11 protein-coding genes are annotated in these 11751 nt (G+C 64.7%); 7 read left to right on the top strand and 4 right to left on the bottom strand.

The window, feature by feature from the left end; translation table 11 throughout:
* Nucleotides 1–45: 45 nt before the first annotated feature.
* Nucleotides 46–948 (top strand): TatD family hydrolase, encoded by a 903-nt coding sequence (locus E0702_RS14665; RefSeq protein ID WP_132045145.1) that lies wholly within the window; start codon nt 46–48, stop codon nt 946–948.
* Between the two features lies 1 nt (nt 949).
* Nucleotides 950–1444, top strand: coding sequence for a hypothetical protein (locus E0702_RS14670; RefSeq protein ID WP_132045147.1), 495 nt, complete (start codon nt 950–952; stop codon nt 1442–1444).
* A gap of 8 nt (nt 1445–1452) precedes the next feature.
* On the opposite strand, the gene E0702_RS14675 is transcribed toward E0702_RS14670, so the two are convergent.
* Together E0702_RS14675 and E0702_RS14680 are read right to left on the bottom strand one after the other, a co-directional pair.
* Complete coding sequence (locus tag E0702_RS14675) at nt 1453–3618, bottom strand: dehydrogenase E1 component subunit alpha/beta (RefSeq protein WP_205741938.1); 2166 nt, start codon at nt 3616–3618, stop codon at nt 1453–1455.
* Between the two features lie 135 nt (nt 3619–3753).
* Nucleotides 3754–4317: an elongation factor P hydroxylase gene (locus tag E0702_RS14680; RefSeq protein ID WP_132045149.1), complete on the bottom strand. Its 564-nt coding sequence runs from the start codon at nt 4315–4317 to the stop codon at nt 3754–3756.
* A gap of 123 nt (nt 4318–4440) precedes the next feature.
* On the opposite strand from E0702_RS14680, the gene E0702_RS14685 reads away from it, so the two are divergent.
* The 3 genes from E0702_RS14685 to E0702_RS14695 all read left to right on the top strand — a co-directional run bounded on the left by E0702_RS14685 (nt 4441) and on the right by E0702_RS14695 (nt 7790).
* The gene (locus E0702_RS14685; RefSeq protein ID WP_132045171.1) at nt 4441–5877 is read left to right on the top strand and encodes an MATE family efflux transporter; all 1437 of its coding nucleotides are present in this window, start codon (nt 4441–4443) and stop codon (nt 5875–5877) included.
* Nucleotides 5849–6910, top strand: a complete 1062-nt coding sequence (locus E0702_RS14690) for a DUF3080 family protein (protein WP_132045151.1) — start codon at nt 5849–5851, stop codon at nt 6908–6910. Before E0702_RS14685 ends, E0702_RS14690 begins: the two co-directional genes overlap by 29 nt.
* A 148-nt stretch (nt 6911–7058) precedes the next feature.
* Nucleotides 7059–7790 carry a hypothetical protein gene (locus E0702_RS14695; protein WP_132045153.1) on the top strand — a complete coding sequence of 244 codons (732 nt, stop codon included), beginning with the start codon at nt 7059–7061 and terminating at the stop codon, nt 7788–7790.
* On the opposite strand, the gene tusA is transcribed toward E0702_RS14695, so the two are convergent.
* On the bottom strand, nt 7787–8026 hold the full coding sequence (gene tusA / locus E0702_RS14700; RefSeq protein WP_132045155.1) for a sulfurtransferase TusA: 240 nt from the start codon (nt 8024–8026) through the stop codon (nt 7787–7789). The two genes, E0702_RS14695 and tusA, sit on opposite strands and share 4 nt — an antisense overlap.
* A gap of 75 nt (nt 8027–8101) precedes the next feature.
* Here tusA and E0702_RS14705 point away from each other — a divergent pair, with 75 nt between their 5' ends.
* A complete protein-coding gene (locus E0702_RS14705; protein ID WP_132045157.1) occupies nt 8102–8392 on the top strand; it encodes an antibiotic biosynthesis monooxygenase family protein in 291 nt (96 codons plus the stop codon).
* 3 nt (nt 8393–8395) lie between these two features.
* On the opposite strand, the gene rlmM is transcribed toward E0702_RS14705, so the two are convergent.
* Complete coding sequence (rlmM, locus tag E0702_RS14710; RefSeq protein ID WP_132045159.1) at nt 8396–9475, bottom strand: 23S rRNA (cytidine(2498)-2'-O)-methyltransferase RlmM; 1080 nt, start codon at nt 9473–9475, stop codon at nt 8396–8398.
* 335 nt (nt 9476–9810) lie between these two features.
* Here rlmM and gdhA point away from each other — a divergent pair, with 335 nt between their 5' ends.
* The gene (gdhA, locus tag E0702_RS14715; protein ID WP_132045161.1) at nt 9811–11163 is read left to right on the top strand and encodes an NADP-specific glutamate dehydrogenase; all 1353 of its coding nucleotides are present in this window, start codon (nt 9811–9813) and stop codon (nt 11161–11163) included.
* Nucleotides 11164–11751: the final 588 nt, after the last annotated feature.

Genomic DNA, 11751 nt, shown 5'->3' on the forward strand with positions numbered 1-11751 from the left:
GTAGAATAGTGGCCTTTGCCGATCCTCACGCACAGGAGCCAAGGCGTGTCTGACACCTTCGACGACTTCCTGCCCGAGGCACTGCGCTTCACCGCGCCCGCGCCTCTGGTGGATATCGGTGCCAACCTGACCCATGACAGCTTTGCCCGGGACCTCCCGGCCGTGCTGCGCCGTGCACAGGCGGCCAACGTCACCACGCTGATTCTTACCGGCACCGACCGCGAACATGCCGAACAGGCCATCGCCATGGCGCGCCAGCACGCCGGCAAGGGCCTGGCGCTGCATGCCACCGCTGGGGTGCATCCCCATGACGCCAGCCGCTGGGACGCCGATCTCGCGACCGCCATGGGTGAACTGCATCGCCAGCCCGAGGTGGTGGCGGTGGGCGAGTGCGGCCTCGACTTCAATCGCAACTTCTCCACGCCCGCCGAACAGGAGCGGGCCTTCGAGGCTCAGCTGGAGCTGGCGGCGGTGAACGGCAAACCGCTGTTTCTTCACGAGCGCGATGCCGGCCCGCGCATGCGCGAGATCCTGCATGCCTGGCGAGACGAGATCACGGATGCCGTGGTGCACTGCTTTACCGCCGACCGCGCGACGCTGTTCGGCTATCTCGACCTGGACCTGCATATCGGCCTGACCGGCTGGCTATGCGACGAGCGCCGCGGCCACCATCTGCGGGAGCTGGTCACCCAGATTCCTTCGACGCGGCTGATGCTCGAAACCGACTGCCCCTACCTGCTGCCACGCAACTTACCTGCCAAACTCAAGGGCAGACGTCACGAACCGGCCCTGCTGCCCTGGATCCTGCGTGAGATTGCTCACTGGCGTGGCGAATCCGAAGCCGAGCTGGCAACCGCCACCACCGCTACCGCCCGGCGCTTCTTCCGGCTGACCGCGGACGCCGCCGGCGAGACAGGCCGCGACGACACGACACATGAGGACTCCTGACATGCCACCCAACGGCACAGACAACTCGATCCCCGGCTTTATCGCCGTGGAGACCGGCGATGCGGGCGGCCTGCCGCTGGCAATCGCCTGGACGCTGCCCGACGGCCGCATCAAGCACACCCTGATACAGCCCGATGATGAGTGGCTGGAGGCCGAGCTGGTATCACTCGGTGGCTACAGCCTCGAGGAGCTCGGCAACATGGGGGTCAGCCCGCTGGACGTGATCCGCGAGCTGGAGGGAGACCATTTCAATGCCACCCTCTACACCGCCGGCGTCGGCGACGATGAGGCGGCCCTCTCGCAGCTCTTCGACACCTATGGTCTCGACCCCTTCGTCGAGTTGGCCCCCGCCGACAGCCTGTATGATGACCTCGACCCCGGCGACTGGTCGCGTGCCCGGGGCGAGCTGTTTGGCGAACTGGGCCTGGAGCCGCTGCGCCCCGAACATGAGGTGGAGGTGATGCTGCACCTGCATCAACGCCTGAAGGAGAGCTGATCGCCCAGCTATCGCGCCAGCAGTGCCCGTGCATGCGCCACGATGCCTTCAACCGAAGGCAGGGTGACGGTGGCGGCCCGTGCCAGCGGAATGAAGCTGTCCTCGGCGGTGAGTCGTGCCAGACGCTCGCCGGGCAGCCCGCGCTCCACCAGGGCGGTCATCAGCTCCTCGCTCACCGACCCGGTACGCCGACACTCGTCGACGATCAACACCCGCGCGCAGTCGGCCACCGCCGCGAAGACGGCGTCGTGATCAATGGCGGTGAGCCAACGAAGATCGATGATGCGCAGGGCGATACCCTCGGCCTGAAGCCGCGCAGCCGCCTGACGAGAGAGATGGACCCCGTTGCCGTAGGTCACGATGGCCAGCTCGCGACCGTCGCCCCAGCGGCCGAGCTCCCCCGGCGCCAGGCGGTACTCCGCTCCCGGGTCGGGAAAGCACCAGCCGCCATCCCCCTCCTCCAGCAAGTCGCGGTGGTGATAGAGGGCGATCGGCTCGATCATGACCACCACCCGCTGCTCCTCGTCGGCCAGGCGCACCGCCTCCTGAAGGAGCCCCACGGCATCGGCGCCGTTGGCGGGGCAGGCCACCAAGAGGCCGGGGATATCACGCAGCACGGCGATGGCGTTGTCGTTGTGGAAGTGGCCGCCGAAGCCCTTCTGGTAGCCCAGCCCGGCGATACGCACCACCATGGGGTTGGTGTACTGGCCGCAGGAGAAGAAGCTCAGGGTGGCCGCCTCGCCGCGTAGCTGATCCTCGGCGTTGTGCAGGTAGGCCAGGAACTGGATCTCAAGAATCGGTACCAGGCCACTCTGCCCCATGCCGATGCCGAGCCCGAGGATGCTCTGCTCATCGAGCAGGGTATCGATCACCCTATGCCCCCCGAAGCGCGCCTGCAGCTTCTGGGTCACCCCGTAGACGCCCCCCTTGCGGCCGATATCCTCGCCGGCCAGCACCAGGTGGGGATAGCGGGTCATCAGCCGATCGAGTGCCTGATTGAGCCGTCGAGCCAGGGTGTCGGGGGTCGTGCTGACCTCGCCACGCCAAGGCTGAACGCGGCCAGGGCGCGGCGGTGGTACGATGCTGGCCATCACCTGAGATGCCTGCTCCAGGCGCGGCCGACACACCGCCTCCTCGGCCAATCGCGCCACCCGCTCGCGCACCCGATGATAGAGAGCGGCGACCGCCTCACGGTCGAGCCCCGCGTGGCGGCGCAGCAGCCCGGCGCCGATCAGCAGCGGGTCGCGGGCTTCATCGGCCTCGATGCGCGAGGCTGGCAGATAGGCCTGCTGAGCATCGGAGCCGGCATGACCGAACAGACGGACACAGCGCATGTGCAGAAACACTGGCTGGCGCCTGCTGCGAGCGATGCGCACCGCCTCGCGGGCCACACGCCAGGTATCGAGCAGATCGAGGCCGTCGCAGGCCAGGTAGTGGATACCCGGGCGTGCGGCCATGCTGGCCGCCACCCACCCTTCCGGTGTGGGCGTGGAAATGCCGATGCCATTGTCCTCGCACAGCCAGATCAGCGGCATCGGCACAGCCTGGAAGGCGGACCAGGCGGCGGCGTTGAAGGCGCCCTGGGCAGTCGAGTGGTTGAAGGAGGCGTCGCCGAAGCTGCACAGCACCACGCTGTCGCCGGGCCACTCGCCACCAGCTCCCAGCCGCCGCCACAGCCCCAGTGAGTAGGCCGCTCCCATGGCCTTGGGCAGGTGTGAGGCGATGGTGCTGGTCTGAGGGGGGATGCACAGTGTCTTGGAGCCAAGCACCTTGTGGCGGCCACCGGAGATCGGATCCTCGGCGGAGGCCGCAAAACTCAGCAGCATGTCCCACAGCGGCGTCTGCCCAGGCACCCGGCGGGCCCGCTGAAGAAAGAAGGCCGCATCGCGATAGTGGAGGAAGGCGGGATCGCTGGCGCGAAGCGCCAGGGCGATGGCCGCATTGCCCTCATGGCCGGCGCTGCCGATCGTGTAGAAGGCCTCGCCGCGGGCCTGCAGACGCCGAGCCTGGAGATCCAGATGACGGCTCATCAGCTGCGACTCGAACAGCTCGATCAGTTCTTCAGGGGTGAGCCCCACGGCGCCCGGCGTCAGGGACTGATCGGCGGCGGGCCAGTCGTCCTGGGCCAGCGCATCGAGGAAGCGCTGCTCCTGGGGTAACGGGTCGGGAAACACGGCGGCACCTCGCGGCGTTGATGTCTCCCCCTAGCCTAGCCTGCTCTCCAGACGAGGGTGTTGGAGCGACCGCCCGGGTCCGATAAGGAGGCTGCCCGTGGGTTCATATCGCCCCTGCCGAGCGTGGCGCGCCACTCAGGCCGGCTGAGGCGAGGCGGCAAGCCTGGCGCGACCGGAGGCCACCGCCTCGCACAGAGGCAGGCCCTGGTCATAGAAGGCGGCCAGGGTTCGGCGCCACGCGTCTGCCCGCGACGGCAGCCCTTCACGCTCGTAGCGTCGTGCACGCGCCTCGACCCTGGCATGGAAGGCCTCACGGTCCACTACGGCATCGCCATCGAGGTTATCGACGCTGACATGGAAGCGCAGGCCACAGGCCCGCGAGAAGAGCAGCTCCAGCGCCTGGGGCGCGACCTCCACGGCCTCGAAGTCACGTTGCTGGGCGACATCGCGCCCATCGGGCAGATACCAGTAGCCGTAGTCCTCCAGCTGGCGGCGCTTCGCCCCGGCGATGCACCAGTGGCTGATCTCGTGCAATGCGCTGGTAAAGAAGCCGCGGGCGAAGATCACTCGGTGCCAGGGCGAGTCGGCGTCGGCGGGCAGGTAGAGGGGGTCATCGCCACCCCGTACCAGACGCGTTCGGTAGGTCTCCTGAAACAGGCCATCGAACAGGGCGATGATATCCTCCAGGCGGTGTGTCACGCGGCCTCCATGATCGTGGTTGAGGCCCTAGTATACCGCTCGCCAGACGGGCAAAGAATGCCCGGCCTTGCTAGCATTGGCCCCCCTACCCGACTGCATGGAGCGCATCTCTTGAGCCGCCCGATGGCCACCCTTTTCGATACCGCCCGCCGTGAGACTCGTCCACTGCTGGCGCTGGCCCTGCCGATCTGCGGCGCCCAGCTGGCTCAGGCAGGCATGAGCGTGGCCGATGTGATGATGACCGGTCGACTGAGCGCCACTGACCTGGCGGCGGTGTCGGTTGGCTCCAGCCTGTGGCTGCCACTGATGCTGTTCATGACCGGCACCCTGATGGGGCTCACTCCCATCGTCGCTCAGCTGCTGGGGGGAGGTCGTATCGCGGAGATCACCCCCAATGTGCACCAGGGGCTATGGGTAGCGCTGGTACTCGGTGCACTGGCCGCCGGGCTGCTGTGGTTTGCGGTGGGCCCGATCTTCACCTTGATGGAAGTGCCCGAGGCAGTCGCCGAACGCTCGCGCAGCTATCTTCTTGCGGTGGCCTTCGGCATGCCCGGGGCCGCGCTCTTCCAGGCCCTGCGCGCCTTCTCCGACGGCATGAACCATACCCGTCCCTCGTTATGGATCAGCCTGGCGGGGCTGGCCGTCAATGTGCCAAGCAACTTCGTGCTGATTTACGGCGGCGAGGGACTGACCTCCCTGCTGGGGCCCTGGCTGCCGCACTGGCTTCAGGCGCTGCCGGCGCTTGGCGCGCTGGGCTGCGGGATCGCCACCGCGCTTTCGCTATGGACCATGTGCCTGTGCATGGGGCTCTATACGCGCCACTCGCGTGCCTATGGCAAGGTGTCGCTATGGCATACCGCCAGCCTCCCACGTTGGCGATTGGTCAGCGAACTGCTGTACGTAGGACTGCCCATCGGTGTGGCAATCTTCGTCGAGGTCACGCTATTCACGCTGATCGCCCTGTTTATCGCCAGCCTCGGCGAGGTCACCGTGGCTGCCCATCAGGTAGCTCTCAACTACACCTCCATCCTGTTCATGCTGCCGCTGTCGCTGAGCATGGCGCTAACGGTGCGGGTCGGTAATGTGCTGGGACAGCAGCGCCACAACCATGCGCGCCGGATCGCCTGGCATGGCATTGTCCTCTGCCTGGCCGTGGCCCTGCTCAACGGCCTGCTGCTGCGATTCACCGCCGAACCGGTGATCGGGCTCTACACGCGGGACCCGGAAGTGGCCTCTCTGGCCCTGTCGCTGGTCCTGCTGGCCATGGTCTACCAAGTCTCCGACTCGCTACAGGTCAATCTCGGTGGCGCACTGCGCGGTTACAAGGACACGCGTATCATCATGGTGATCACGCTGACCTCCTACTGGCTGGTGGGCATGGCCGGCGGCCACTGGCTGGGCACCCGCGGAATTCCTGGACTCGTGGCGCCGCTCGGCGTCCATGGCTACTGGATCGGCCTGATCGGAGGGCTCACCGTCGCGGCCATCCTGCTCGGTGAGCGACTGAGACGAATCAGCAAGGCGGTGGCCCATGGCGAACGCGACCCGCTTCATCCCTGACCCTGTGTGCCGTGGCATCGTGGCCATAGCGCTTATCCTGATGCTGGCAGGCTGCGACACCAACGATGCCAGCGATCGGCTGCTCCGCGACTATCAGCGAACCCTGGCCGAACGCCTCGACCTGTCACCTCCCGACCACGCCGAGCCACGCAATATCGGTGCCTTCCCCAGGCTACGCGAACGCCGTGTCCCCATCCCCGACACCCGCGAGGGCCTGCTCGACATCTTTGCCCTGCGTGAGTGCCATATCACCACCCTGGTCGCCCAGCGCAACAGCACCCTGGGACTTGTGGCCCCCGCCAGCCAGCGCTGGCAGTACGAACTAAAACTGTGGCAACGCCTCACGGCATGCCTGTCGAGCGGGGTGGCCGACAGGCTGGCCGCGGATGACCTCGCTCGTCTCGAACAACTAACCGCCACCAAGCGCCGACAACTTCCACAGGCGAGCTGGAATGGGCTCTTCGGTTCCGAGGAGTGGGCGCAGAGCTTCTCACGCGTCAGCTCCCCACTGCCCCCGGATGACCTGACGCCTCCGAGTGAGCAGCTAACCGCCCTCGAGTACCTTAACGCCTTGAGTCGCGCGCCGCTGGAAAGCTCTCCGCGACCGGTCGACCTCGAGGCACTCGAGAGACACCTGCAGGCGCTCAACGACCGTCCCTACACGGCACAGCTACTGCGCACCCTGCTGCTCGCCGAACAGCGCCTCACGGAAGCCAACACCTTGCTCGACCAGGCGCTCGACACCCCCGGATACTGTCCGCCGGAAGGCTTCTCTGCCGACCCGCGGCAGGCACCCGAGGCACGGCGGCTCGCCAACTGGCTGACAGCACTGGATGATGCCGCTGAGGCGTGGCTCACCCGCCTCCTGCCACTCTTCGATAGCCTTGAGGCGCCGCCGGAAGCGGTCCAGGCCTATCGTCAGGCGTGGCTCTCTCGGCGAAACTCCCAGGCGCCATTTCCGAGCTTCCATCAGGCCCTGCAGGCCCATCTTGAGCGGCGCGAGGCTCTCGCCTCACGCTGCCCCGAGGCATGACCGTCAGCGGCCCCGTGATGCAGAGCTTAACCTATGATCGGGTCTATGCTATTGGTGGTGCTTGAGTGACGCAGAGCGCTTCCGCACCGGCCCGGGGCGATCGCCGCCCGGCCTGGTTCCGTGATCAAGCAGCACCTGGAGGGACACCATGGGAACCCAGATGTCACCCCGCACTGCCCGGGTCATCGACCTGGATGCCAGGCGCCAGCGTCAGCAGGCCAGACGCCGCCTGGTCCGATTGGCACCGGAGCTTGATGGGCTCGAGATGGTGTATCGCCTCGACGCCAGCCCCGACACCCTGTATGGCATGCCACTGCTGGCATGGGGCCTACGCGAGGATGGTGAAGTGGTGGGCCTGGTGGCGTGGATGGAGTCACTGACACCCTGCCAACGCCTGGACGATGACGAGCATGGCCGCTTCGTCGGCTATCGGGATCCCGAGACCGAGGAGCTGCTCGATAGCGCTCCAGAGCACAAGGTGATGGAGCTGGAGCACGCCGCCAGCTACTTCGATTACGAGGAGACCGAGCAGGTCACCCTGATCCAGCAGCTACCCGAACTGCAGGGCACCCACGCCCTGTGCATGGATGATGGCGAGGCCCCCTGGCAGCTCAAGCAGGTATTCGGCTGGCGACTCTACAGCGACGGCACGGTCGAGGCGCTACTCGCCGATGAGCGCCATGTGGAGCAGACGCCGATCGTGCTCGGCGATGCCTGTCTCTATCCCGTGCATAGCCGCCATCGCCGGGTCTACTTCTTTCAGCGCCAGATCGCCAACCGGATTCGCCAGGAGGACCCGGCGACCCTGGAGGCGCTGGCCCTGATGGTGGTGCCTGAGGGCATCCCAGCCACGCCGGCGGCGCAGAGGGGACAGGATTAGCCTAAACGGATAAAGTAGAGATAACTGTCTCCCTGCTGCTGCTGATGGACCAGCTCATGCCCCAGAAACTGGCAGAACTTGGGCACATCGCGGGTGGTCGCCGGGTCGCTGGCGACTACCTTGAGCACCTCCCCGGTCTGCATGTCGCGGACCTTGTTGTGCATCAGCATGATCGGCTCGGGACAGTAGAGTCCGGTGGTATCGAGTTCGGCCTGAAAGTCGTGTTTCTCTGCCATCGAGAACCTCCTGGTGACAATTGAAGATCGCTGTAAAGGCATTAGGTGCTAAAGAAATCAGTCGGAGCCTGCAAGATGATCAAGATCATTATCGAACGCCGTATCATGCCCGGCCTCGAGGAAGAGTACGAGGCGGCCGCCCGCGAGGCCATGCGAGTGTCGCTGGGTGCCAAGGGCTTCGTGGGTGGTGAGAGCCTCGTGGAGCAGGGGCACAGCGACCGGCGTCTGATGATCACCAAGTGGCGTGACCTGCGTGCCTGGAAGGAGTGGTACACCAGCGAGACCCGCACTCAGGTAATGCAGCGCCTGCTGCCACTGCTAACCGAGGAAGAGCGGATCCGCATCTACGAACCCACCACGCACTGACGCTTACCCTTTCAGTCTCACATGCACCGTCACCTCTTCACGATCGTGATAGAGGTGACGGCAGGCAATCTCGGCCTCGACCCTGGCCGCCTCCAGCGCCTCGGAAAGCCGACGCAGACAGGCATCCACTTCCGGCCAGCGCTGTTTCATCGGCAGCTTGAGGTTGAATACCGCCTCCCGGCACCAGCGCCGAACCAGCCAGCGCTCCACCATTGCCTCCACCCGTGAGGGTTTGTCGACGATATCGCAGACCAGCCAGTCGAGACGGTACGGAGGCTCCCAGGTGAAGCCGTCCGCATGCAGGTGCTCAACCTGCCCGGTGGCCATCAGCGCCTTGTCCATCGGGCCATTGTCGATCGCATAGACATGCATGCCCCGCTGCACCAGCTGCCAGGTCCAGCCACCCGGTGCCGCGCCGAGGTCTGCCGCCTGCATGCCCTCGCCGAGTCGTTCGTCCCACTCTCCCCGCGGCACGAATTCATGCCACGCCTCCTCCAGCTTGAGAGTGGAGCGACTGGGCGCCGACTTGGGAAAACGCAGACGACGGATGCCGCCCGGCAGCTCGCTGCGATTTCCCGGAAAGCTCATCCCCAGCTGAACCCGGTCACCGGCACTCCACAGCAGATGCAGGCGCCTGCCGCCCGCCTTGCGACGCAGCGCCTTGCGCTTTTTCAGAAGCGAGGTCAATGGCCGCTCCAGCGCCTTGGCAAGCCCAGCCAGCGCCTTGCCATCGTTGGTATCCGGGGTCTCCTGCCAGAGGCTCTCGAAACTCCAGCCACTGGCCTCCACCTGATCGACGATCGATGTCAGTCGATCGACCCGCGACAGCGTCAGCGGCGGCAACGCCGCCAGACTCTGCCGGGCGAAGACCAGCCCGCCCAGCGGCAGGTCACGATGCAGGCCATTGGCGACCTCTCCCTCGGGGAGCAGGAACCTCACGAAGCCTGCATCCCGTGTAAAGTCGGTCTCCCCCGCTCTGCCAAGCGAAGCCGCCTTCTCGGAGAGCTCGGCAGCCAGGTCAGGTTCGAAGCCCGGGCGGCAGTAGCAGAGAAGCTCCACCGGATATGTTGTCGTCTTCTCCATGCCGTCTCTTCCTTACCGTTACAGCGCCTCGTGAACCCAACCTGCTGCCGGGGCACCGGCGGCAGAGCACCTTAGCACCGCTCCCCGCACAGGGAAAGCCGGCACGACCGCCATGCCGAGAGCCGCGACACGGTGTGTCAATGAAGATGCCTTCGACACCGAAGCTCCATAATGAGGACAACCGATATGCAGCGTGCACCATCACAGCGCACAGTGCACGCATGACCCATACATTTGCTGCATAATGCTGCATTGCTATATAGTCGTTGCCATGGAAAACACTTTCAGATTGGCCCACTGCGGTCAGCCCATTCACCTCTGTTCAGGATACGATGATGCCCTACGTTCATGAGACACTGGAAAACCTCCGCAAGAGCAGCCCCGCCCAGACCGAGTTCTACCAGGCGGCGGAAGAGGTTCTGGAGTGCCTGCGACCACTCTTCAAACGCAGCCCGCATTATCATGACCACAGCATCATCGAACGCATCGTCGAGCCGGAACGGCAAATCATGTTCCGCATCTGCTGGACCGATGACGCCGGCCGTGTCCAGGTCAACAAGGGCTATCGCATCCAGTTCAACTCGGCGCTAGGCCCCTACAAGGGCGGGCTGCGATTCCACCCCAGCGTCACCTCCGGCATCATCAAGTTCCTCGGCTTCGAACAGATCTTCAAGAATGCCCTGACCGGCCTACCCATCGGCGGCGGCAAGGGCGGCTCGGACTTCGACCCCAAGGGCAAGTCCGATGGCGAGATAATGCGCTTCTGTCAGGCCTTCATGTCCGAGCTGTATCGGCACATCGGGCCACATACCGACGTTCCCGCCGGCGATATTGGGGTTGGCGGTCGTGAAATTGGCTACCTCTACGGCCAGTACAAGCGCCTTACAGGCCGTTATGAGGGTGTGCTGACCGGCAAGGGACTGGACTGGGGTGGCTCCATCGGTCGCAAGGAAGCCACTGGCTATGGCGCCGTCTACTTCGCTCAGAACATGCTGGAAGCTCGCGGCAAGACGCTGGAAGGCAAGACCTGTCTAGTTTCGGGTGCCGGCAACGTGGCGATCTACACCATCGAAAAGCTATACGAGCTGGGCGCCAAGCCGGTGACCTGCACGGACTCCCGTGGCACGCTGCATGATGCCCGCGGCATCGATCTCGATCTGCTCAAGGAGCTCAAGGAGGTAACCCGCGCTTCCTTGGAGAGCTACCTGGAAAAACACCCTGAAGCTAACTACATCCCCGTCGGTGAGTATCCGGAGGATGGCCACGCGGTCTGGCGCATCAAGGCCGATGCCGCCTTTCCCTGCGCCACTCAGAACGAGCTTACCGCCGCCGATGCAGAGGTCATGCTCCACAACGGCGTCTACTGTGTCAGCGAAGGGGCCAACATGCCCTCCTCCGCCGATGCCGTGGACCACTTCCTCGAGGCAAAAATTGCCTATGGACCCGGCAAGGCCGCCAATGCAGGTGGCGTCGCGACCAGCCAGCTGGAGATGGCCCAGAACAACAGCATGGAACAGTGGCCACTGGAAAAAGTCGACGTGAAGCTCAAGGAGATCATCGCCAATATTCATCAGCAATGCGCCGAGACCGCCGAGGAGTTCGGCGAGCCCACCAACCTGGTACTGGGTGCCAATATTGCCGGCTTCCGCAAGGTCGCCGACGCCATGATCGACCAGGGCGTTGTCTGACCATGCATTGATCACGCACCTTCCTGCAAGTGCACCACTGAAAAGCCCGGACCTACTGGTCCGGGCTTTTGCGTGTCTTGCCGAGCGCCGAGTTTATCGGCGTTTGTTGATGCCTTAAACGTAGGGAAGATTCCCACGGCGAGCCTGTGCCGCGAACTGGGCTTCAGCCAACTTGATCATTCCATGCCAGAGCCCACGCAGAGCAGGCTTCACGACTCTGCGTGAGGTGCCGCTACGGTCCCAGATGGTAGGGAAAGCTACTGCTGACTTGCTCATATCATGTCCCTTACGGTGGTGATCTTTGAAAGCATTATACCTTTGTCTAACGACCAAAGTCTAATCACCACCCTCTTACTCCCAGGCTCCCTGAAAAAAAGGCAGCAAACGCAAAAAGCCCCGAACTCATCATGAGCTCGAGGCTTTTTCCAATAAGTGCCTGAGGGTGTTCCGGCCGGCGCTCCGGGCTCCGGTGAGCGGCGCCTCGATGGCCGGCATTCCGGGACGCTGCATGGGCAGCGTCCCGACATGAAAAAACCCCGAGCAACTGAATGCCCGGGGTTTTCTCGGTATAAGTGCCTGACGATGACC

This window comes from Halomonas marinisediminis (genome assembly GCF_004347715.1).
In the GTDB taxonomy this organism is placed as follows: domain Bacteria; phylum Pseudomonadota; class Gammaproteobacteria; order Pseudomonadales; family Halomonadaceae; genus Halomonas; species Halomonas icarae.